General features: G+C 68.9%; 20 protein-coding genes. 12 read left to right on the top strand and 8 right to left on the bottom strand.

Translation table 11 applies throughout. The features are described 5' to 3' along the window. The first annotated feature begins 224 nt into the window (after positions 1-224). Both ASF57_RS09790 and ASF57_RS09795 read left to right on the top strand, forming a co-directional pair. Positions 225-3,620, top strand: a complete 3,396-nt coding sequence (locus tag ASF57_RS09790; RefSeq protein ID WP_056482819.1) for an ATP-binding protein — start codon at positions 225-227, stop codon at positions 3,618-3,620. Continuing rightward, a complete protein-coding gene (locus ASF57_RS09795) occupies positions 3,613-4,521 on the top strand; it encodes a response regulator transcription factor (protein WP_056183896.1) in 909 nt (302 codons plus the stop codon). The genes ASF57_RS09790 and ASF57_RS09795 overlap by 8 nt, the downstream gene beginning before the upstream one ends. Positions 4,522-4,820: 299 nt before the next feature. Here the strand turns inward: ASF57_RS09795 and ASF57_RS09800 are convergent, their stop codons facing one another. After that, positions 4,821-6,290 carry a PAS domain-containing methyl-accepting chemotaxis protein gene (locus tag ASF57_RS09800; RefSeq protein WP_056482438.1) on the bottom strand — a complete coding sequence of 490 codons (1,470 nt, stop codon included), beginning with the start codon at positions 6,288-6,290 and terminating at the stop codon, positions 4,821-4,823. Between the two features lie 109 nt (positions 6,291-6,399). Then, entirely contained in the window at positions 6,400-6,762 is a 363-nt protein-coding gene (locus ASF57_RS25580; protein ID WP_156376038.1) for a hypothetical protein, read from the bottom strand. Positions 6,763-6,772: 10 nt separating this feature from the next. On the opposite strand from ASF57_RS25580, the gene ASF57_RS09805 reads away from it, so the two are divergent. From ASF57_RS09805 to opgC, 4 genes are all read left to right on the top strand, one after another. Then, a complete protein-coding gene (locus ASF57_RS09805) occupies positions 6,773-8,035 on the top strand; it encodes a major royal jelly family protein (RefSeq protein ID WP_244476881.1) in 1,263 nt (420 codons plus the stop codon). A gap of 114 nt (positions 8,036-8,149) precedes the next feature. Beyond that, complete coding sequence (locus ASF57_RS09810) at positions 8,150-9,136, top strand: SMP-30/gluconolactonase/LRE family protein (RefSeq protein WP_082503809.1); 987 nt, start codon at positions 8,150-8,152, stop codon at positions 9,134-9,136. Between the two features lie 35 nt (positions 9,137-9,171). After that, positions 9,172-10,344 (top strand): L-dopachrome tautomerase-related protein, encoded by a 1,173-nt coding sequence (locus ASF57_RS09815; RefSeq protein ID WP_056482441.1) that lies wholly within the window; start codon positions 9,172-9,174, stop codon positions 10,342-10,344. A 135-nt stretch (positions 10,345-10,479) separates the two neighbouring features. Beyond that, a complete protein-coding gene (gene opgC, locus ASF57_RS09820; RefSeq protein ID WP_082503810.1) occupies positions 10,480-11,694 on the top strand; it encodes an OpgC domain-containing protein in 1,215 nt (404 codons plus the stop codon). Between the two features lie 10 nt (positions 11,695-11,704). On the opposite strand, the gene ccmB is transcribed toward opgC, so the two are convergent. The 3 genes from ccmB to ASF57_RS26865 form a co-directional block, all read right to left on the bottom strand. After that, the gene (gene ccmB, locus ASF57_RS09825; RefSeq protein ID WP_200935841.1) at positions 11,705-12,370 is read right to left on the bottom strand and encodes a heme exporter protein CcmB; all 666 of its coding nucleotides are present in this window, start codon (positions 12,368-12,370) and stop codon (positions 11,705-11,707) included. After that, the gene (ccmA, locus tag ASF57_RS09830; protein WP_056183888.1) at positions 12,370-13,026 is read right to left on the bottom strand and encodes a heme ABC exporter ATP-binding protein CcmA; all 657 of its coding nucleotides are present in this window, start codon (positions 13,024-13,026) and stop codon (positions 12,370-12,372) included. The genes ccmB and ccmA overlap by 1 nt, the downstream gene beginning before the upstream one ends. Before the next feature lie 175 nt (positions 13,027-13,201). Continuing rightward, a complete protein-coding gene (locus tag ASF57_RS26865) occupies positions 13,202-13,561 on the bottom strand; it encodes a hypothetical protein (RefSeq protein WP_244476882.1) in 360 nt (119 codons plus the stop codon). 301 nt (positions 13,562-13,862) lie between these two features. Here ASF57_RS26865 and acnA point away from each other — a divergent pair, with 301 nt between their 5' ends. Next, positions 13,863-16,562 (top strand): aconitate hydratase AcnA, encoded by a 2,700-nt coding sequence (gene acnA / locus ASF57_RS09840; protein WP_056183884.1) that lies wholly within the window; start codon positions 13,863-13,865, stop codon positions 16,560-16,562. An 84-nt stretch (positions 16,563-16,646) separates the two neighbouring features. Here acnA and ASF57_RS09845 read toward each other — a convergent pair whose 3' ends face one another. Beyond that, positions 16,647-17,384, bottom strand: coding sequence for a class I SAM-dependent methyltransferase (locus ASF57_RS09845; RefSeq protein ID WP_056482444.1), 738 nt, complete (start codon positions 17,382-17,384; stop codon positions 16,647-16,649). A 307-nt stretch (positions 17,385-17,691) separates the two neighbouring features. Between ASF57_RS09845 and ASF57_RS09850 the strand changes: the two genes are divergently transcribed. From ASF57_RS09850 to dprA, 3 genes are read left to right on the top strand one after another with little or no spacing between them, the layout of a single operon-like run. Then, positions 17,692-18,999 carry a dihydroorotase gene (locus tag ASF57_RS09850; protein WP_156376058.1) on the top strand — a complete coding sequence of 436 codons (1,308 nt, stop codon included), beginning with the start codon at positions 17,692-17,694 and terminating at the stop codon, positions 18,997-18,999. Continuing rightward, positions 18,996-19,616 carry a glycerol-3-phosphate 1-O-acyltransferase PlsY gene (gene plsY / locus ASF57_RS09855; protein WP_056482451.1) on the top strand — a complete coding sequence of 207 codons (621 nt, stop codon included), beginning with the start codon at positions 18,996-18,998 and terminating at the stop codon, positions 19,614-19,616. Before ASF57_RS09850 ends, plsY begins: the two co-directional genes overlap by 4 nt. A 31-nt stretch (positions 19,617-19,647) precedes the next feature. Then, the gene (gene dprA, locus ASF57_RS09860) at positions 19,648-20,820 is read left to right on the top strand and encodes a DNA-processing protein DprA (RefSeq protein WP_056482454.1); all 1,173 of its coding nucleotides are present in this window, start codon (positions 19,648-19,650) and stop codon (positions 20,818-20,820) included. Between the two features lie 6 nt (positions 20,821-20,826). On the opposite strand, the gene ruvX is transcribed toward dprA, so the two are convergent. Both ruvX and ASF57_RS09870 read right to left on the bottom strand, forming a co-directional pair. Beyond that, on the bottom strand, positions 20,827-21,324 hold the full coding sequence (gene ruvX, locus ASF57_RS09865; protein WP_056482457.1) for a Holliday junction resolvase RuvX: 498 nt from the start codon (positions 21,322-21,324) through the stop codon (positions 20,827-20,829). 92 nt (positions 21,325-21,416) lie between these two features. Next, complete coding sequence (locus ASF57_RS09870; protein WP_056482460.1) at positions 21,417-21,962, bottom strand: SMI1/KNR4 family protein; 546 nt, start codon at positions 21,960-21,962, stop codon at positions 21,417-21,419. A 201-nt stretch (positions 21,963-22,163) separates the two neighbouring features. Here ASF57_RS09870 and ASF57_RS26385 point away from each other — a divergent pair, with 201 nt between their 5' ends. Both ASF57_RS26385 and gatC read left to right on the top strand, forming a co-directional pair. Then, positions 22,164-22,301: a hypothetical protein gene (locus ASF57_RS26385; RefSeq protein ID WP_200935842.1), complete on the top strand. Its 138-nt coding sequence runs from the start codon at positions 22,164-22,166 to the stop codon at positions 22,299-22,301. Between the two features lie 131 nt (positions 22,302-22,432). After that, positions 22,433-22,720: an Asp-tRNA(Asn)/Glu-tRNA(Gln) amidotransferase subunit GatC gene (gene gatC / locus ASF57_RS09880; RefSeq protein WP_056482465.1), complete on the top strand. Its 288-nt coding sequence runs from the start codon at positions 22,433-22,435 to the stop codon at positions 22,718-22,720. Positions 22,721-22,826: the final 106 nt, after the last annotated feature.

The raw sequence follows: 22,826 nt of genomic DNA on the forward strand, positions 1-22,826 counted from the left end.
CTATACGCTGTATTGCGTATGTCGGAGCCCGGCGCACAGGCCCATGCTGGTGAACTTGCTCGCGCGAGTCCGTGGCCCGGACCGCGCCGTCCGAAGCGCCGGGTCGCGCCCGGCATCGGGGCACGGTCCTTGCTAAGCTGGGGACGACGGACCGCCATCGTCACGGACGGGCCGGGATGCCGCGCCATCCCCCGTGCCGCATGATACCGTCCACCCCGAAGACGATGACCGAGCACCAGCGTATCCTGCCGATCCGGCGCGACTACAATCGCCTCGTCGCCGACGAGACGCTGGAGGATTATGCGCTCCGCTTCACCGCCAAGAAGGCGCGGCGGTGGTCGGGCTTCCGGGTCGCCCAGACGGCGCTCGGCTCCCTCTCGTTCCTGGCCCTGGAGGCGATCGGCGGCACCCTGGTGCTGAGTGTCGGGTTCACCAACACCCTGGCAGCACTCCTGCTGGTGAGCGCGATCATCTTCGCCACCGCGACGCCGATCAGCCTCTACGCCGCGCGCTACGGCGTCGACATCGACCTCCTCACCCGGGGCGCCGGCTTCGGCTATATCGGCTCGACGGTGACCTCGCTGATCTACGCGAGCTTCACCTTCCTGTTCTTCGCCATCGAGGCCGCCATCATGGCTCTGGCGCTGGAGCTGTGCTTCGGGCTGCCGCCGAGCCTCGGCTACCTCGTCAGCGCCCTCGTGGTGATCCCGCTGGTGATCTACGGCATCGCGATGATCAGTCGCTTCCAGCTCTGGACGCAGCCGGTCTGGATCGTGCTTAACCTCGTGCCGCTCGCCTGCATCGCCTTCGCCGGGGACGCGCCGGTGGCGACCTGGCTCGACCATCCAGGCAGCGACGGCCTCGGCGGCTTCGATTGGCCCCGCTTCGGTCTCGCCTCGGGCATCCTGCTGGCGCTGCTGGCCCAGGTCGGCGAGCAGGTCGACTTCCTGCGCTTCGTGCCGGAGCGCGAACCCGGCCGTTCGGCCCGCTGGTGGGCGGCGGTGCTGAGTGCCGGCGGCGGCTGGATCCTGCCCGGGATGCTCAAGATCCTGCTCGGCTCGTTCCTCGCCGTGCTCGCCCTCGCGCACGGGGTGCCCGCCGAGCATGCCGCCGAGCCGACGCGGATGTACGCGGTGGCCTTCGGCTACGTGGTCTCCCCCGGGGCCGGCGCCGTGGCGCTGATGACGCTGTTCGTGGTGGTGTCGCAGCTCAAGATCAACGTCACCAACGCCTATGCGGGCTCCATCGCCTGGTCGAACTTCTTCTCGCGCCTGACGCATAGCCACCCGGGCCGGGTCGTCTGGCTGGTGTTCAACGTCGCCATCGCGCTCCTGCTGATGGAGCTCGGCATCGACAAGACCATCGCCAGCACGCTCTCGCTCTACGCCGTGGTGGTGTCGGCCTGGGTCGGCGCGCTCGCGGCGGACCTCGCCATCAACAAGCCATTCGGCCTGTCCCCGCCCGGCATCGAGTTCAAGCGCGCCCATCTCTACGCCATCAATCCCGTCGGCACCGGCGCCATGGCGCTGGCGATCCTCACGGGGTTCGTGGCCCATGCGGGCTGGATCGGGGCGATGGCCGTGCCGTTCGCGCCGCTGCTGGCGCTGACCGTCGCCGTCGCGGGGGCGCCCGCGATCGCGCTCGCCACCGGCGGGCGCTACTATCTCGCCCGAACTCCGCGGACCGACTGGCACGGTGCGTCCGAGATCACCTGCCGCGTCTGCGAGCACCCGTTTGAGCCGGAGGACATGGCCCAGTGCCCCGCCTATGCGGCTCCGATCTGCTCCCTGTGCTGCTCGCTCGACGCCCGCTGCGGCGATCTCTGCAAGCCGCACGGGCGCCTGGAGGCCCAGGCCCAGGCGGTGCTCGCGCGCGTCGCCCCGGCCCGCACCGCCGCCTGGATCGGCGCGCCCCTGGGGCGCTACCTCGCGCTGATGCTGACGCTGGTGGCGGCGATCGCTCTGATCCTCGGTATCGTGCATGCGGGCGCCAGCGCCGAGCATCCCGAGCACCGCGCGGTGCTCGGCGCGGCGCTGACCAGCGTGTTCCTGATCCTCATCGTGATCCTGGGCATCGTCGCCTGGCTGTTCGTTCTGGCGCAGGAGAGCCGGCGGGTCGCCCTCGAGGAGACTGCGCGCCAGACCGGGCTCTACCAGGCCGAGATCGAGGCCCATAAGATCACCGATGCCAAGCTGCAGCAGGCCAAGGAGACGGCGGAGGCCGCCAATCTCGCGAAAAGCCGCTACGTGGTCGGCATCAGCCACGAGTTGCGCACGCCCCTGAACGCGGTGCTGGGCTACGCGCAGCTGCTGGAGGGCGACCCCAGCATCCCGGCCCCGCGCCAGAACGGCATCCGGGTCATCCGGCGCTCGGCCCAGCACCTGTCGGGCCTGATCGACGGCCTCCTCGATATTTCCCGGATGGAGGCGGGTCGCCTCCAGATCCACCGCAACGAGGTACGTCTCGCCGACTTCCTCGACCAGATCGTCGACATGATCCGGCTCCAGGCGCAGGGCGCTGCCCTCGATTTCCGCTTCACCCGACCCGAGGCCCTGCCGGCGGTGGTCGCCACCGATGAGAAGCGTCTGCGCCAGATCCTGCTCAACCTCCTGTCGAACGCGATCAAGTTCACCCCCGCCGGCACGGTCACCCTGGATCTGACCTACCGCAATCAGATCGCGGTGTTCACGATCAGCGACACCGGCCTCGGCATCCGCCGGGACGATCTGGAGCGCATCTTCGAGCCGTTCGAGCGCGGCTCGCTGGCGGCCGCCCGCTCGACGCCCGGCACCGGCCTGGGGCTGACCATCGCGCACCTGCTGGCCCAGGTAATGGGCGGCGAGATCACCGTCGAGAGCGAGGTCGGGCGCGGCACCCGCTTTCGCGTGCGCCTGATGCTGGCCTCGGTGGCCCGGCCGAAGCCCGTTCTGGCCGCGCCCGCGAGCGCGCCGGTGCGGGCCTATGCGGGCGCCCGGCGCACCATCCTGGTGGCCGACGACGATGCGGCCCATCGCGGGCTGATGCGCGACATCCTCGAACCCCTCGGCCTGGTGGTGTGGGAGGCCGGCGACGGCCCGGCCTGCCTCGCCCTGGCGGAGACCCGGCCGCCGGACCTGTTCCTCCTCGACATCGCCATGCCGGGCATGAGCGGCTGGGTGCTGGCCAGAGCGCTGCGGGAGGCCGGCCATACCGCCCGCATCGCCATGATGTCGGCCAACGTCCACGAGATCAGCCCGGTGCGGGGTGACGACGCGCCCCACGATGCGATCATCGCCAAACCCTTCGACCTGCGCGACTTCCTTGAATGCGTCACCGGCCTGCTCGGCCTCGCCTGGACCGCGCAGGAGCCTCCCGGGATCGACGCCGCCGCACCGATGCCGGAGGCGTCCCCGGCCCCGCCGCCCGGGCAGGTGGCCGATCTCCTGCGCCTCGTGCGGATCGGCCACGTGCGCGGGATCGAAGCCAAGCTGGCCGAGATGGAGGCCGAGGCGGACGCCCCGACGGCCTTCATCGTGCAGATGCGGGGCCTCGCCGCCGCCTTCGACCTGCGCCGGGCCCGCACCGTGCTGGAAGCCCTGAGCCCTCCGCAGGACGTGGCGGAAGGCGTGTCGGATGTCTGAAGCCCAGCGCGACATCGTCCTCGTGGTGGACGATTCCCCCGAAACCCTGAGCTTCCTCACCGAGGCGATCGAGCGCTCGGGCGCCACCGTCCTGGTGGCGGTGGCGGGCGACCTCGCCCTGGCGCTGGTCGACGAGATCACCCCCGACGTCATCCTGCTCGACGCGATGATGCCCGGCATGGACGGGTTCGAGACCTGCCGTCGCCTCAAGGCGAAGGGCCATCTCGCCCACGTGCCGGTGATCTTCATGACCGGCCTGTCGGAGACCGAGCACATCGTGAAGGGCCTGGAGGCCGGCGGCGTCGACTACGTGACGAAGCCGATCGCCCCCGACGAGATCCTGGCCCGCATCCGGGTCCATCTCGCCGGCGCCCGTGCGGCCCAGAGCGCGCGGGCGGCCCTCGACACCACCGGCCGCACCCTGTTCGCGGTGGACCGCGACGGCGCGGTCCGGTGGTGCACGCCCCAGGCCGCGCGCCTGCTCGGCGGGGTCACCGAGCCCGGCGCGCCCCTGGGCCTGCCGCCGCAGGGCGGGGCCTGGCTGAAGGCCTGCCTGGGGGGCGCGTCCACCGCCCCTCTGAGCCTCGTGGACCGGGCAGGCACCGCCTACACTCTGAGCTTCATCGGCGGCACCGGCGACGAGATCCTGCTGCGGCTGGCCCGGGACGGTACCCAGGCCGGTCTGGAGCGCCTGCGCCTGCGCCTGCGCGTCACCGGGCGCGAGGCGGAGGTGCTGCTCTGGCTCTCGCGGGGCAAATCCAGCCGCGACATCGGCGAGATCCTGGGCTTGAGCCCCCGCACGGTGACCAAGCACCTTGAGGGCATCTACGAGAAGCTCGGGGTCGAGAATCGCACGGCTGCGTCAGTCATCGCCGCACGCCACCTGCAGGATCTCGATTGAGGGTCGCCCGGTCGGGCCGTGGGCCGGATATTTGTGTGGTCGGCCCTCGCTTTGGCGCGGCGGCACCCGATCTATCTCATGAGAGACAGCTGGGAGCTTCGCAATGAACTGGATGACGTGGTTGGTCGGCCGTTGCGTGGATCTCACGGAGCGCGTCGTCCCGGGTCTCGACCGGCGTGAGCCGGGCCGAACGGGTGGGACCCAGAGCCTGCGGGGCCGGGTCCGGGGTTCAGGCTCGGAACCGACTGTGATTCAGCCGGCAATCGGAGCCCGGCCGGATTGACGGGCGGCGCGTCCGCTCAGGCGAGCGCCCGGGCGGCGGCGCCGGCCTTGCGCACGGAGCCGTCGACATCGTGGGCGGCCTGGGCGATGCCGTCCATGCTCTGTCGGACCTGCTCGACGCTCCGAGCGGCGGTCTGCATGTTCACCGACATGTCGCGTGTCACCGCCGCCTGTTCGGTGACCGCCGACGAGACGCTGAGTGAGATCTCGCTGAGATGCGCGATGGTGCGGGCGATGGCCTCGATGGCGTTCACCGCCTGGCTGGTAGAGGTCTGAACCGCCGCGATCTGGGTCCCGATCTCCTCCGTTGCCCGCGACGACTGGTTGGCCAGGGCCTTCACCTCGCTGGCGACCACCGCGAAGCCCCGGCCGGCCTCGCCGGCGCGGGCGGCCTCGATGGTGGCGTTGAGCGCAAGCAGGTTGGTCTGGTCGGCGATCGAGCGGATCACCGAAACCACTTCGCCGATCTTGGTTGCGGCCGAGGTCAGGCCCGCGACGATCCCGCCGGCCTCTTCCGCCCGGATCACGGCCTCGTCGGAAGCGGCCTTCGCCTCGACGGCGTGGCGATTCAATTCCTCGATCGAGGCCGAAAATTCCTCGGCACCGGCCGCCACGGCCTGCACGTTGCCCGAGGTCAGGGCCGCGGCCTCGGCGGTGGTGCTCGCCTGGCGGCTGACCTCGGCGATGGAGTCGGTGATGCCGCCGAGGTCCCGGTCGATGGCGCGCTGGCCCTCGAGGCGGCGGAGGCGATCGGCGACCTGATGGGTCACGTCGTTGGCGAACTTGACCACCGCCACGGGCTTACCGTCCGGGCCGAGGACCGGATTGTAGGCCCCGTAGATCCAGACCTCGCGTCCGCCCTTGGCCATGCGGCGAAACTCGCCGGCCTGGTACTCGCCGCTGGCGAGCGCCTTCCAGAAGGCCGCATAGGCCGGCGTGTCCCGGTCCTCGGGCGCCATGAATTGGCTGTGGTGCCGACCCTTGATCTCGTCCAGGGTATAGCCGAGCGCGGCGAGGAAATTCGGGTTGGCATCGGTGACGAGGCCGTCGGGCGTGAAGTGGATCACCGCCTGCGAGCGGTTGATCGCCGCGATCTGGCCCTCGTAGGCCGCGTTGCGCCGGGTCTGCTCGGTGATGTCGGTCGCGAACTTGACCACCTTCACGGGCTTGCCGTGCCGGTTGAGGATCGGGTTGTACGACGCCTGTATCCACCGGCTGCGCCCGTCCTTCGCGATCCGGCGAAACTCCCGGCTCTGGAACTCACCCCGGCGCAGGCTGTCCCAGAACTGGCGATAGGCGACGGTCTCTCGCTCCTCGGGCGCGACGAACAGGCTGTGGTTCTGGCCACGGACCTCGTCCAGCGTGTACCCGACCAAGTCGAGGAAGATCTTGTTCGCATCGCGAACCGTCCCATCCATTTCGAACTCGATCCGACCCTGCGATCGATCGAGTGCGGCCAAGGTGGCGCGAAGACTTGATCCCAGCATGTGGTCTTCTCTTACCCGGTCGGCGAAGCGAAAGGCGTCGCCAAATCTATCCCCGGCGCACCGTACCATATGGGAATTATAATTGTAAAATTCGTATTAAAAACAATAATCATTCCGCTGTTCTCGGCGTATGAGCTGTCTTTCGTTGAAATTCGACATTGCCTGGCCCAATCCCCCACCCGCCGACGATAGGGTCGGTTGCAGGTGCGGGCTTGTAGTTGGGGGGCATTTCTCGGCGCGGGGCTTGCCGGTTCCCGTGCCAAGGCTGGCCCGCGTCCGGGGCCGTGACATCCGGCCGGACCTGCAACCGCGGCGTTTCGGGATGAACCTTGCCGGGATGAACCTTGCCGGGATGAACCTTGCCGGGATGAACCTTGCCGGAATGAACCTTGGCCGCCCCCTCGTGCGTTAGGCCGTCGATGACCCATTCCGATTCGCGCCGCACGAAGAGTCGATCGATGCCCCGCCGCACGTCCGTTTCCGTGACGATCAGATCCGCAGACGCCCGGCGGAAAGGCGAGTTCCTGCGCACCGCGCTCTGCGCCGTCGCCCTGGCGAGCACGCTGACAGCATCGCCAAGTCGGGCGCAGACCGCGCCGGTTGCACCCGCCCCAACTGCCTCAACCCCGACTGCCGCGACCCTCACCAAGGTGGCGAGCTTCGAGCATCAGGTGACCGGCGTCACCGTCTCGAAGGACGGACGCATCTTCGTCAACTTTCCGCGATGGACCGAGGACACCGAGGTATCGGTGGCCGAACTCAAGGATGGCAAGCTGGTGCCGTTCCCGGACGCGGCCTGGAATTCCTGGCGCAACGCCAAGAAGGACGAGGTCACGGCCAAGGACCATTGGGTCTGCGTCCAGAGCGTGGTCGCCGGTCCCAACGGCAATCTCTGGGTGCTCGATCCGGCCGCTCCCGCCATGGCGGCCCTGGTGCCCGGCGGTCCCAAGCTCGTCGAGATCGACCTGAAGACCAACCAGCCCGCGCGCACCGTCGCGTTCGACGACAGCGTGGCGCCCCAGGGCTCCTACCTCAACGACGTGCGCTTCTCCCCCGACGGCAAGACCGCCTACCTCACCGATTCCGGCGCCCGGGGCGCCCTGGTGGTGGTCGACCTCGACAGCGGCCGCGCGCATCGGGTGCTCGACGGCGATCCCGCGACGCAGCCCGACCCAAGCGTCACCGTGACCTATGACGGCAAACCCCTGCGCCGCCCGGACGGGCGCGGCGTCGAGTTCGCGGCCGATGGCATCGCTCTCTCCCCCGACGGCAAGACGCTCTACTGGCAGGCGATCAAGGGCAAGACGCTCTACAGCCTGCCCACCGAGACGCTCGCCGGCGGCATCACCACGGCGCTGATGCCGGCGGCCCTCGCGGACAAGAGCGTGGCCGGCCGGATCGAGACCGTGGGCGAGAACGGCCCGGCGGACGGGCTGATCATCGCCCGCACCGACGGCCGGATGTACGTGACGTCGCCGCAGGATGATTCGATCAAGGTCCGCGACCTGTCGGGCAAAGGGAACAGCCTGAGCACCGTCGTGCAGGACAAGCGCCTGCGCTGGCCCGACACCTTCGCGGAAGGACCGGACGGCACGCTCTACGTCACGACCTCGCACATCCAGGACTCGGCCTTCTACAAGCCGGACGCGCCGGCAGCCCTGCCGACCGAGTTGTGGAGTTTCAAACCCAAGGCCATGGAGGCGACCGGCGCGACAGGCGCTCCCGCGACCCCCGCCCAGCGCTGAGACCTGTCACCCCCGAGGCTTATCCAATCCCAGGCTTGGCGCACGCCGAGGCCCGGCGCATCGGCCGGCGCAAGCCGGTGCGTCCCCTTGCCCTCCCAACCGTTCCGGAACCGGATGCCGACGATTCGACGACGCACGTTCCTCGGCACCGCTCTGGCGGCGGTTGGCCTGTCGGCCACCCGCGTCGCGGCTGCGCCGATCCTGCGCAGCGACGACCCGCGCTTTTCCGCGGTGGTCGCGCCTGACACGCCCCTGCGCACCCTCTACGCGGCCGGGCGCTGGTGCGAGGGCCTGTGCTACGCACCGGCGCTCGGCGGCCTGATCGTCAGCGACGTCCGGGCCAACCGGATGCTGCGCATCGGCGACGATGGCGCAACGCAGGTCTTCCGCGATCCGTCGAACAACGCCAACGGCAATACCCTCGACGGCGAGGGCCGTCTCGTCACCTGCGAGCACCGGGGCCGGCGCGTGGTGCGGCGCGAGCCGGATGGGCGCCTCACGGTGCTGGCGGAGACCTATGAAGGGCGGCCGCTCAATTCCCCCAACGATGCCGCCCTGGCGCCGGACGGCGCGATCTGGTTCACCGATCCGGTCTTCGGCATCACCATGCCGGACGAGGGCCTGATGGCAGCACCCGCCCAGGCAGCCCGGCGGGTCTATCGGATCGATCCCGGCTCCGGGCGGGTCGAGGCGATGACCGACGCGGTGGGGCAGCCCAACGGGATCGTGTTCAGCCCGGATGGCACGCGCCTCTATGTCAGCGACACCAGCGCGGCCCTGAAGAACCCAGAGGGCGCCCGGACGATCCTGACTTTCCCCGTCGAGCGGGGGCGCCAGCTCGGCAACCCCCGGGTGTTCGCCAGCGTGGAGGCCGGCGTTCCGGACGGGCTCGCGGTCGATGCCGGGGGCCGGCTCTACGCGGCCTGCTTCGACGGCGTGCGGGTGTTTGATTCCGACGGGACCCGGCTCGGCCGCATCGCCACCGCCACCGATGCCGCCAACGTCGCCTTCGGGGGACCAGACGGCAACCGCCTGTTCATCGGCGCCGGCCCGATCGTCCACGCCATCGACCTCGCGGTCCGCGGCCCCGCCCGGGGCTGACCCGTCTCATCTCCCGTCCGAACCGGAACCCCGCCATGACACTCGCTCGCCGTGATCTCCTTGCCGCCGGCCTCACCGGCGCGGCGGCTCTCTCCCTTGGATCCGAAGCGCGGGCGGCGGCGGAGGCGCCGGTCACCACGGAACGCGCCATCGGCGGCCTTGAACTCGCCTTCACGGCGGATGCGCCCTCGACCCCCACGGGCCTCGCCATCTCGGCGCAGGGCCGGCGCTTCGTGATGATGCCGCGCTTCAACGCGACGGTGCCCTACACGCTGGGCGAAGTGCTGCCGGACGGCGCGGTCCGGCCCTATCCGGACCTCGCCACCAACCAGCCCGACCCGGATCAGCCGCAGGCGTGCCTGTTCCACGTGCCCAACGGCGTCTTCGACCGCGACGATACCCTGTGGTGCCTCGATGCCGGTCTGCCGGACGGCTCCGGCCCGCCGGTGAAGGGCGGCGCGAAGCTCGTGCAGATCACCCTCTCGGACAACCGTATTCGTCGGGTGGTGCCGCTGGACGCGGGTATCACCCCGACCTCCTCGCTCAACGACCTGCGGGTGGACATTCGCGACGGGTACGCCCGGGCCTACATCACCGATCAGGGCCAGGACGGGGAGGGCGCCATCCTGGCGGTCGACCTCGCGACGGGCCGAGTGGTGCGACGCCTCGCGGGCCACGCCAGCACCAGGTCGCAGAAGGGACTCCTCAAGATCGTCGAGGATCGTGCCGTGGTGCAGCGGAAGGGGGACGGGCCGCCGCGCCCGGTCCAGGGCGGCGCCAATGGCATCGCCCTCAGCCCGGACGGTCGTCGCCTTTACTACGCGCCCCTGATCGGACGCCGACTCTACGCAGTGGAGACCGCCGCGCTCCTCGATCCCGAGACCAGCGATGCCGGGGTGGCGGCCGGGGTCGAGGACCTTGGCGAGAAGGGCATGACCGGTGGTCTCACCACCGATTCGAAGGACCGGGTCTACCTCGCCATGCAGGAGTTCAACGCGGTCGGCCGCCGCGATCCCGACGGCACCGTCACCCTCATCGCCTCGGACCCGCGCCTGATCTGGGCCGATACGTTCTGGATCACGCCCGATCGCTGGCTCCACATCTCGTCCGCCCAGGTGAATCGGCGCCCGGAATACAACGGCGGCCAGGATCTCCAGAAACCGCCCTACGCCATCCTGCGGATGCGCATCGACGCCGACCCGGCCTGACCGCCCAAGGCAGTCCCTCGGGATGGCGAAGCCGGCGAGTAAAACCAGTCGGGCGCAATGCACTCATGGGTTGCAACACACCCTTAAGACTCATCCCTTATCACGGACTCGTGACACAGGCGGCAGGGTCGGGAGATGCAGCAGCGAAGCACGACGATCGACGCAGTCCGGGGGATCTGCCTCGTCAACATCTTCGTCAATCACATCGAGAACGGCTATCTTACCAACCTGTCACCTTCGGGGCTCGGATTCTCCGACAGCGCAGACATCTTCGTGCTGCTCAGCGGGATTTCTGTTGCGTTGGCAGCCCGGCAGACCGAAGCACGCTGCTTTGGGGAGATCGTCGTACACCTCTGGCGGCGCGCAGCTTACATCTATGGGTTTGAGGTCCTTCTCGTTCTGGCAACCCTGGGTCTCCTCTCGGCGATCTTTGCCCTCCGCGGCGTGGAAGGGATTCATGCCCCGGAGACGCGTCTGCTTCGGGATTACGGCCTTCGCGACCTCCTCTGGCACGCGCTGACGATGAGGCAGACGGTCGGATACTCGTCCGTCCTGCGCCTCTACGTCGCCCTGATGCTGCTGGCGCCTTTCCTGCTCCGTCTGGCCGCCTGGCGTTTCTGGGCACCGCTGCCCCTGGGGCTCCTGATCTGGATTCCGGCCGGTCACTTCGCATGGGTCATCCCGAACAGCCTGACGGGTGCGCCTTTCACCCTGACAATCTTGCCCTGGACCCTGCTGTTCGCGATCGGGATCGTGGTCGGTCAGGGTATGATCCGCGGCATCGTCCTGCCACACAGCCGGCTCATCACCTGCGTCGCCTTCGCCTTTCTGGCGACCTACCTGATTATCGTCGTTGTGCTGGGCAACATCTGGCCTGCCGTTCACCAATGGGTCACGACGCGCAACGACCACTTCTGGCTCGGCGCGAGCAAGACCTATCAATCCCCTCTCCGGGTCCTGCACGTTCTGGCGCTCGCCTACCTGGTGATGGCATTGCCGAACGCGCCGCTGATTCGCCTGCTGCATCAGATGCCGCGCAACCACCTTCTCGCCCGTCTCGGCTGTCGATCTCTGCCTGTCTTCACCGGTGGCGCTCTCGGGAGCGTCATCGCCAGTGAGGGGCTTGATCTCGCGGCGATCCCACTCAGTGGTGCATGGCTTCCAATGCTCCTCCTTGAGGCCTCAGCGATCGCCCTGTTCGTCGCCCTCGCGCTGCAGCGCGATGGTCACCGGGGCAGGATCTTACAGTGGTTCGCCATCCTACGCCCGCGTCGCGATCGATGCCGTACCGAATCAGCTTGCAGGGAAGAGCCGTCCGCACCGATTCGACCGCAGTTCGTCCTTGGCTGAACGCAGACGCCTATTCCGACCAGCGCAGGGCCGCGGCGGCGGCCAGGGTCCCGATCACGCCCGCGATCAGGCTGAGGGCGCACAGAATGGCGAGCGGCGTGGTGAAGGGTACGGTACCACCGAGGGCTGCTTCGCTCGCCGAGACGCCGAAGATCAGCGTTGGGATCATCAGCGGCAGCACCACCACCGCCAGGATCAGCCCGCCGCGACGGATCGAGGCGGTGAGCGCAGCGCCGACCGCGCCCACGAAAGTCAGCGCCGGGGTTCCCACGAGGAGGGTCAGGGCGGTCGCCGCCATCGCCCGGCCGTCGAGGGCGACGAGGAGGCCGAACAGGGGCGAGGCGAGGGCGAGCGGCAGGCCGGTGGTCAGCCAATGGGCCAGCACCTTGGCGAGCACGATGCCCTCCAGGGGGGCCGGCGAGCCGGTCATCAGGTCGAGGGAACCGTCCTCCTCGTCGGCCTGGAATAGCCGGTCGAGGCCGATCAGGGTCGAGAGCACGGCGGCGAGCCACAGGATCGCGGGGCCGATCCGAGACAGCAGGTTGAGATCCGGGCCGAGGGCGAACGGCACCAGAGCGACGATCATCAGGAAGAACACGAGGGAAAGCGCCCCCGACCCACCGACCCGGGCGGCCAGCGCAAGGTCGCGGGCGACGAGGGCCTTCAGCGCGCGCATCACCACCACACCTCGTCGGCTGCGACCGTGGACCGGGCCGCGCCCGGTGCGGTGGTCCGGGGCGCCTCGATTCGCAATTCCTGCGCGTCCTCCAGGCCGAGAGGCTGATGAGTCGCCGCGATGACGAGGCCGCCCTCGGCCCGGTGGCGTGCCATCATCCCGGCGAGGACCGCCTGAGAGGCCGTATCAAGGGCGGCCGTCGGCTCGTCGAGGAGCCAGAGCGGGCGCCGGCAGACGAGGAGGCGGGCCAGGGCCACGCGCCGGCGCTGGCCGGCGGAGAGATAGCCGACCGGCAGCCGCAGGGCGTGGCCGAGGCCGAGTTCCTCCAGGGCGGCGCGGGGGCTCGCGGTCGGTGCGCCGAGGAGGTCGCGGGCGAAGGCAAGGTTCTCCTCGGCCGTGAGCGGACCCTTCAGGCCGTCGCGATGGCCGACCACGTGCAGGCATTCCGACAGGGTCGCCTCGCCGACCTCCCGCACCGTGACCGTTCCGGACTCGGGCTTGAGCCGGCCGGCCAGCACCGCCAGCAGCGTCGACTTGCCGGCGCCGTTGCGGCCCGTGACCATCAGGGCCGCGCCGGGGCCGAGTTCGAAGGACAGGTCCGAGAAGATGCGGCGGCCTGAGCGGCGGACGGCGAGATCTTGGGCGGTCAGCCGCACGGGGGGTCCTGCATCATGAGCCCGGGATTTTGAGCCTCGTCGAACCGGCTACCGGTCGACGTCGCGCCGATGGCCGATCTTCATCACGAGGATGCGCAAGGCGTCGTCCGCGATCGTGGCAATTCCGCGAAAGTCACCGATCGGTATTTTCAGATGTTGCCCAACCGAGAGCCCTTCAGGGCTTCGCCAATGGCACGCGAATCGTCCAGTGGCGAGACCCGGTGGCGCAGAAAGCCCAGGATGCGCCTGACCGCCTCACGGTCGAGCTTGGCGAGTTCGCGTTCCACGGAACGCGCGAACGCGATCCGCCACGCCCTAGCGCGACAGCAGGTCTTCGAGAGGCTATGGTGTCGCTTTCGCCGCTTCGGACGGCCGCGGGGTGCTGCTCGGCGGCCTTGAGGTTCTCCAGGTGCGCGAAATTCTCAAAGTGCTCGAGGATGGCGTCGCGCGCGTGGTCGTCCTTGCTCCGGCCGGTATGCCGCGCCAGGGCCTTCAGGCGGTCTTCGATCTCGGGCGGCCGGCGCAGGGCGAGCATCGGAGGCTCCTTCGCGGGATCAAAGTCCAGCGTGGGCGCCCTCCGCTGGCGAAGGTACGACCGAACAGAACCGTAGCACTGTCAGCCCCCCGGTAGCGGCCAGTTTCGAAGTGTTCTATAACGCGCGCAGGCTGCGCCGCGCGAGTTTCAGGGCGTCCAAATCGCCCTTCGCGCATCATCCTCACTCGGGCACCCCCGGGGCGGCGCGCGCTTCACAGCGCTCCCAGCCGAACACGTGTTTTCGTGGCGCAGGTTATGCCTGCGCGTGTTCGACCAACCGCTCGCGAGGAAATATAACGCCGTGGCATCGCTCGACAGCTTCCAGTCCCGCCAGACCCTGACGGTCGGCGACAAGGCCTATACCTACTATTCGATTCCGCATGCCGAGAAGGCCGGCCTCGCCGACGCCACCGCGTTGCCCTTCTCCATGAAGGTGCTGCTCGAGAACCTGCTGCGCTTCGAGGACGACCGCTCGGTCAAGAAGGACGACATCTCGGCCACCGTCGCCTGGCTCGGCAACAAGGGCAAGACCGAGACCGAGATCGCCTTCCGCCCCTCCCGTGTCCTGATGCAGGACTTCACGGGTGTGCCGGCCGTGGTCGACCTCGCCGCCATGCGTGACGCCATGGTCGCGCTCGGCGGCGACCCCCAGAAGATCAACCCGCTGGTGCCGGTCGATCTCGTGATCGACCACTCGGTCATCGTCGACGAGTTCGGCACCCCGAAGGCGCTGGCCGACAACGTCGCGCTCGAATACTCGCGCAACGGTGAGCGCTACACCTTCCTCAAGTGGGGCCAGTCGGCCTTCGACAATTTCTCGGTTGTCCCGCCCGGCACCGGCATCTGCCATCAGGTCAACCTGGAATACCTGTCGCAGACCGTGTGGACGAAATCGGAAGACGGCACCGAGCTGGCTTATCCGGACAGCCTCGTCGGCACCGATTCGCACACCACCATGGTCAATGGCCTCGCCGTGCTGGGCTGGGGCGTCGGCGGCATCGAGGCCGAGGCCGCGATGCTCGGCCAGCCGCTCTCCATGCTGATCCCGGAAGTCGTCGGCTTCAAGCTGTCGGGCAAGCTGCCCGAGGGCACCACCGCCACCGACCTGGTGCTGACGGTCACGCAGATGCTGCGCAAGAAGGGCGTCGTGGGCAAGTTCGTCGAATTCTACGGCCCCGGTCTCGACGACATGGCGGTGGCCGACCGTGCCACGATCTCCAACATGGCCCCGGAATACGGCGCCACCTGCGGCTTCTTCCCGATCGACCAGAAGACCATCGATTTCCTCACCGTCACCGGCCGCGCCGACGACCGGATCGCCCTGGTCGAGGCCTACGCCAAGGCGCAGGGCATGTGGCGCGACGCACAGACCCCCGATCCGGTCTTCACCGACACGTTGGAGCTCGACATGGGCGACGTGCGCCCATCGCTCGCCGGCCCCAAGCGCCCGCAGGACCGGGTGCTTCTCGACGGCGCCAAGCCCGGCTTCGCCGCCTCCATGGAGACCGAGTTCAAGAAGGCGGCGGACATCGCCCGGCGCTACCCGGTGGAGGGCGCCAATTTCGACATCGGCCACGGTGACGTGGTGATCGCCGCCATCACGAGCTGCACCAACACCTCGAACCCCAGCGTGATGATCGGCGCCGGCCTGCTCGCCCGCAACGCGGTGGCCAAGGGCCTGCGCTCGAAGCCCTGGGTGAAGACCTCGCTGGCACCCGGCTCCCAGGTGGTGGCCGAGTACCTGGAGAGCGCCGGCCTGCAGACACCCCTCGACGCCCTGGGCTTCAACCTCGTCGGCTTCGGCTGCACCACCTGCATCGGCAACAGCGGCCCCCTACCGGCCCCGATCTCGAAGGCGATCAACGACAACGACGTCGTCGCCGCCGCCGTGCTGTCGGGCAACCGCAATTTCGAGGGCCGGGTGAATCCCGACGTGCGGGCGAACTACCTCGCCTCGCCCCCCCTGGTGGTCGCCTACGCGCTCGCCGGCTCGATGCAGATCGACATCACCACCGAGCCGCTGGGCACGGGCTCGGACGGACAGCCCGTCTACCTGAAGGACATCTGGCCCTCGACCGCCGAGGTGCAGGAATTCATCGAGGCCAACATCACCTCGACCCTGTTCAAGTCGCGCTATGCCGACGTGTTCGGCGGCGACGATTACTGGAAGGCCGTCGAGGTCACCGAAGCCGAGACCTTCAAGTGGGATTCGACCTCCACCTACGTGCAGAACCCGCCCTACTTCGTCGGCATGCAGAAGACGCCGGCCCCGGTGGAGGACGTCATCGACGCCCGCATCCTCGGCCTGTTCCAGGACTCGATCACCACCGACCACATCTCGCCGGCGGGTAACATCCGGGCGAATTCTCCGGCTGGCGCCTACCTGCAGGAACACCAGGTTCGGGTGCAGGACTTCAACCAGTACGGCACCCGCCGCGGCAACCACGAAGTCATGATGCGGGGCACCTTCGCCAACATCCGCATCAAGAATCAGATGGTGCGCGACGCGTCCGGCAACGTGGTCGAGGGCGGCTGGACCCTGTTCCAGCCCACCGGCGAGCGGATGTTCATCTACGACGCCGCGCAGAAGTACCAAGCCGAGGGCACGCCGCTGGTGGTTTTCGCCGGCAAGGAATACGGCACCGGTTCATCGCGCGACTGGGCGGCGAAGGGCACCAAGCTGCTCGGCATCCGCGCCGTGGTGGCCGAGAGCTTCGAGCGCATCCACCGCTCGAATCTAGTCGGCATGGGCATCGTGCCCCTGGTCTTCCAGGGCGAGACCTCCTGGGCCTCGCTGGGCCTGAAGGGCGACGAAACGGTCTCGATCCGGGGTCTGTCGGGCGAATTGAAGCCGCGTCAGACCATGATCGCCGAGATCACCTCCGCCGACGGCACGAAGCGGGAGGTGCCGTTGACCTGCCGCATCGATACCCTCGACGAGCTCGAATACTTCCGCAACGGCGGTATCCTCCCTTACGTGCTGCGCTCGCTCGCGGCGTAAAACTCTCCAGATCGCGATGACGAGGCCTCGCCCGTTCGGGCGAGGCCTTTTTCATGTTGGAGCAGCGCGTTCGGACAAAGGAGATCACAGCTTACGCGCAGCGATTACACGCATTCCCCCAATGGCTCCGTCGTGATCGACGACAAAGCCGATTCCCGCCAATTCCTGCGTGACTGATGCCGAGTCGAGACGTAATTTTCTGTAGCTGCTCTTGTGAAGCGTCCACCCATTCTCCGCATGGATATGAATCAGGTCTGTCACCACAACACGATCGGGCTCGTACTCCAACGCGCACGTCATGATGCGCTGATCATCAGCGCGAATGGGAAGGAAGCGATCGAGTCCGGTCAGCTCGGTCGAAAGATCGCGGAATGTCAGGGCCAAACGCCCATCCGAACGCAACACCTCGTGCGCGTCTTGGAACAGCGTCCAGACGTCGGACAGGTCGTTCAGATGGGTCAGAGTATCTCCCATACAAACAACAGCATCGACGCTGGTTTTCTCGACAAACGTCGGAAAATCACGCAAGTCGGCCAGTATCGCTCGGATCGGATAACGGTCGTTCGCCGCCTCCAGCTCATCTAGGAGAGGACGGCTGGTATCCAACGCTAAGATCGTTTCAAAGCCAATTTCGCCCAGGGCGTGGGCTTGATAGCCCGGACCGGCGCCGAGATCGATGGCCAGTCCTTTTGACCCCATGCCGATGCCAAGGCTAGTCAGAAGTGCCCGTTGCTCGGCAACCTTCTCCTCGAACGGCATCCCGTTCATCCAGGAATAGTGAGCGGCGAGCAGGTTACAATAGTGATCTTGGACTTGGCTCATCCTGACCCCTTGCAGTTCCTCTATGCGCTATACAACCTTTGGTTTCGCAATGTCGAGGCGCCATGTATGGAAGCTGCTTGTGGCGATCGAGATCGGCCGGCCTGCCGTTTCGGCAACATCCGACCCACCCCGGATCTGATTGGACGGCCATTGTTGCTTGACGCCGCGCCGCGCGCAGTCGAAACGCGGGCGCAGTTCTAAAGCCGCGACGGAGCAAGGATTCTCAGGTGCCTCGCTTATCCGATGATCTCATCCCGTCCGCGCCGTGCCTGAAGCCTTCCGTCACTGCGGGTCGAGGGTAATGAGCGTGCGCCCCATCCTCCTGACCAACGCCACCTTGTGCGATCCGGCCACGGGCCGGCAGGCGCCCGGCCACGTCCTCGTCCGCGACGGCCTGATCCACGATGTCGGCTGGGGGCCGCTGGCCGGAGTGCCGGACGAGGCCGAGACGATCAATTGCGGCGGCCACGTTCTCAGCCCCGGCCTGATCGATCTGCGCGCCTTCGTGGGCGAGCCCGGCGCCGAGCATCGCGAGACCCTGGCGAGCGCCAGCGCGGCGGCCGCGGCTGGAGGCGTCACCACGCTGGTCTGCATGCCGGACACCAATCCCATCATCGACGGGCCGGCCATCGTCGACTTTGTCCTGCGCCGGGCGCGCGACACCGCCAGCGTCCACGTCCTGCCGGCCGCCGCCATCACCAAAGGCCTCGCCGGCCAGGAGATGACCGAGTTCGGCCTGCTGCAGGAGGCCGGCGCCGTGGCGTTCACCGACGGTCTCAAGGCGGTGGCGAACGCCCAGGTCATGCGCCGCGCGCTCACCTACGCCCGCGATTTCGGCGCCCTGCTGATGCAGCACGTGGAGGAGCCGGACCTCGTCGGCGACGGCGTGATGAACGAGGGCGAGATGGCCTCGCGGCTCGGACTGCTCGGCATCCCGCGCGAGGCCGAGACGGTGATGCTGGAGCGTGACATCCGCCTCGTGCGCCTCACGCAAGCCCGCTACCATGCGGCGATGATCTCCTGCGCCGACTCGGTCGAGATCGTGCGCCGGGCCAAGGCGGACGGGCTGCCCGTCACCTGTGGCGCCTCGGTGAACAACCTCGTCCTCAACGAGGGCGACATCGGCCATTACCGCACCTTCTGCCGGCTCTCGCCGCCCCTGCGCCACGAGACCGACCGGCTCGCCCTGGTGGCGGCCCTGAACGACGGGGTGATCGACGTCATCGTCTCCGACCACAACCCGCAGGATGTGGAGACCAAGCGCCTGCCCTTCGCGGAGGCCGCCGACGGCGCCCTCGGCATCGAGACCCTGCTGGGCGCGGCCCTGCGGCTGGTCCATACCGGCGATGTCGGCCTGCCGCGCCTGCTCGCGGCCCTGACGGCGAACCCCGCCCGCCTGCTCGGACGCCAGGCCGGACGGCTCGCGGCGGGCGCCCCCGCCGACCTTGTGCTGATCGACCCCGACCTGCCCTACGTGCTCGACAAGCGCCAGCTGAAGTCGCGCTCGAAGAACTCGCCCTTCGACGAGGCCCGCCTGCAGGGAGCCGCCATCCTGACGATGGTCGAGGGACGGATCGTCTTCCGCGCCCCCGCCGAGACCGAGGCCGCCGCGTGAGCCCGATCGATTCGCAACTCTGGCCTGTCCTGCTGGCGGCGCTCGCGGGGGGCTACCTCCTCGGGTCGATCCCGTTCGGGCTGATCTTCACCCGATTTGCCGGGCTCGGCGACGTGCGGGCGATCGGTTCGGGCAATATCGGCGCCACCAACGTGCTGCGCACCGGGCGAAAGGGGCTGGCCGCCGCCACCCTTCTGGGGGATGCGCTGAAGGGTACCGTCGCGGTCCTCCTCGCCGGGCGATTCGGAATGGAGGCGGGTCTCGTGGCAGGTCTCGTGGCAGGTTTCGGCGCCTTCCTCGGGCACCTGTTCCCGGTCTGGCTCGGGTTCAAGGGCGGCAAGGGCGTCGCGACCTTCCTGGGCGTCCTTCTGGCCCTGAGCCCGCTCGGCCTCCTGGCCTTCGCGGCAATCTGGCTCGGCCTCGCCTTCACGCTGAAATACTCGTCCCTCGCGGCTCTGGCCGCATCGGCCCTGACGCCTCTGGTGCTATGGACACTCGGACAGCCCTCGGTTGCATTTTTGTTTCTCGTGCTTGCAGCCCTGCTATGGTGGAAGCATGCGCCCAACATTCGCCGGCTGATCGACGGAACCGAGGGGCGCATCGGGCAGAAGGGCTGAGGCCGGCTGCCCGCTCCGGAGGGGGAGGGCAATGCAGCTCACCGATGCCCAGCGTCTCGACTGGCTGCGCCTGATCCGCACCGAGGGCATCGGCCCGCGCAGCTTCCGCACCCTGATCAATCGCTTCGGCGGGGCCGGTGCGGCCCTCGAAGCCCTTCCGGGCCTGACCGGCCGCGGCGGCCAGCGCATCGTGCCTCCGGGCCGTGCGGAAGCCGAGGCCGAGATTGCCGCCGCCGGCCGCCTCGGTGCACGCCTCGTTGCCCTGGGGGAAGCCGATTACCCGAAGCTGCTGCAGGCGGCCGATTCGGCTCCCCCCCTGATCGCGATCCGGGGGCCGGCCGCGATCCTTCACCGCCCCGCAATCGCCATTGTGGGATCGCGCAACGCCTCCGCCGCGGGGCTCGCCTTCACCGAGCGCCTCGCGCGCGGGCTCGGCGAGGCCGGGCTGGTCGTGGTCTCGGGGCTGGCGCGCGGCATCGACGCGCGGGCCCACAAGGCCGCGCTGGTACCGGGCACCGTCGCGGTGCTGGCCGGAGGGCAGGACCGGATCTACCCGACCAACCACGCCGCCCTGGTGGATGCGATCCTGGAGGCGGGGGGCGCCATCCTGGCCGAGATGCCGATGGGCTGGGTGCCGCGCGGACGTGACTTCCCGCGGCGCAACCGCATCATCTCGGGCCTCGCCTACGGCACCATCGTGATGGAGGCCGCCCGCCGCTCGGGCTCGCTGATCACCGCCCGCTTCGCCCTCGAACAGGGCCGTGAGGTCTTCGCCGTGCCGGGCTCGCCCCTCGACCCGCGGGCGGAGGGCACCAACGACCTGATCCGCCAGGGCGCCACCCTGGTCTCCGAGGTCGCGCACGTCACGGAGGCGATCGCACCGCTGCTGGAGGAGGGCGGCGCGGGCGGACGGGACGCCCTGGCGGTCGACCGCCCGGACCTCGCCGACGCCCCGATCTTCTGGGACGAGCTCGATGTCGACGGAATCGTCCTGCCGATGCCCGCCGAGGAGATCGAGGCGCCCGACGCCCGCGATGATCGCACCCGGCTCATCGGGTTCCTGAGCCCGACGCCGATCGGGACCGATGAACTGGCGCGCACCGCCGGCCTCAGCGTCCGCGTCGTCCAGACGACCCTGCTCGAACTCGAGCTCGACGGGCGCATCGAGCGCCACGGCAGCGGGGCGGTGTCGCTGGTGGGATAGGGCGGCTCAGGGTTCGTCGCCGGACTCCGCGTCGTCGGCAAGGGCGCCACGCATCTGGTCGAGGCAACCCTGCAGGATGTAGGCGGCGGCCAGCATGTCGACGACCTCGCCGCGCTTGGCCCGCGAGGCATCCGCGGCGATCAGCGCGCGGGTGACGGCGGCGGTGGACAGGCGCTCGTCGCAATAGAGGACGGGCAGGGGCAGCAGCGGCTTCATGTTGCGCACGAAGGACCGGGTCGACTGCACCCGCACGCCCTCGCTGCCATCCATGTTGAGGGGCAACCCGATCACGAGGCCGCCGACGCCGTGCCGTTCGCACAGGGCCGCGAGGTGCTTCACGTCCGGGGTGAACTTGACCCGGCGGATGGTCTCGAGCGGCGAGGCGATCTGGCGCCCGACATCCGACAGGGCGAGGCCGATCGTCTTGGTGCCGAGATCGATCCCGATCAGGCGGGGCCCGCCTTGCGAGGCCTCCGCGAAGGCCCGCATCTCGGCCACGTCCATGTGCCATCCTCTCCTGTGCGCCCGCTCCTCCTGATCGATCCGGCGCGGAACGGCAAGGAATCCCGATGCGGGGCGCCGGTGGCCATGCCGGCTTAGTGCAGGCCGGCCGCGCCCGCAGTGCCGTCGCCGACGAAGCTGGCGGGGAGGGGGGCTGCCCCCATGCCGAGGATGCCACGCACCGCCGGTCCCTGGCTCCGGCGCATCAGGTCGACGAGATCGGCGCCCCCGAATCGAACCGATTCGAGGTCGGCGCCCAGCACCCAGATCTCGTACTCGTCGCGGCCCGGCACCACGTCCCAGAACAGGAACTCGCCGGCCTCCGAGCGCCCGAAGAAGCCGGCCCGCTCGACGACGGCGGGATCGTCGCCCTCGACCTCGAAGCGATGGTCCGGTCGCTCGCCGATGACGGAGGCGATGCTGTGCGCGATCAGTTCGGAATTCGCGAGGAGATCGGTCTCCGGATCGTCGCTCGGGACGGCGACGCGGAAATAGCCGTTGGCGAGCCCTGCCCCGAGGGTCCGGCAGAAGGCGCGATAGCTCTCCGGCAGGCCGTATCCGAGCTCGGCCTCGGCCCGTTCGAGGGCCGCCTCCGTCGCCACCGGCCCCGGCGCACAGGGCGAGAAGACCGCTTCCCACATGTGAATGACCCTCCTGGTCCGCATTAACCTTAAAGAAGTGTTGTCATAGCCTTGCGCGGACCCCGTGAGCCAGAGCATCGTTAACGCATCGTTAAGATCCTGGATGCGGCCCGAATGACTCCGACCTTTTCCGATGCCCCTCCCACACTTCTTGCTCCTCGCGCGCGTCCTGCCTCCGCGGCGAGCCCTGCGCGGCGTGCGATGCCCCTGCGGCACAAGCTGATGCTGGCCCTGGCCCTCGAAATCCTGGTGCTGGGATTCCGGCAGGCGGAGCCGAACGCAGCCCGGTCCGGCATCCTCATCGAATCCCCGTTGCTGCCCCACCACATCATCACCTGACGGGTGCGGGGCTCGGGCGGAGCGACCCGGCGTTGCGAGCGCGGGAAGGCGGGTGCTATAGCCCGCCCGAGGCCCCATCGCCCGCGAGCCTCGCGGGCCGGCGCAGGGGTGCCTGAGGATCTGAAGACAGCATGTCGGTCGACGCAACGACGGTGAGGCGCATCGCGCACCTGGCGCGCATCGCGGTGAGCGAGGACGAGGTCGCTCCCCTGCAGGGTGAACTCAACGCGATCCTGGCCTTCGTCGAGCAACTCGGCGCCGTCGACGTGACGGGCGTGGAGCCGATGACCTCGGTGACCCCGATGGCGATGAAGAAGCGCCGGGATGTCGTCACCGACGGGGCCAAGGCCGACGCCATCGTGGCCAACGCGCCCGAGACCGAGGACCATTACTTCCTGGTCCCGAAGGTCGTCGAATAGGCGCGCGATCCGCCCCCTAGCGAACGAGGCCGCCCCGAGCGACGGTCCGCCCGGCGCCCACGGGATGGCGACGGCGGAGCATCGGGGCTCAACAGGACGAGCGCCC

This window comes from Methylobacterium sp. Leaf117 (assembly GCF_001422985.1).
GTDB lineage: Bacteria > Pseudomonadota > Alphaproteobacteria > Rhizobiales > Beijerinckiaceae > Methylobacterium.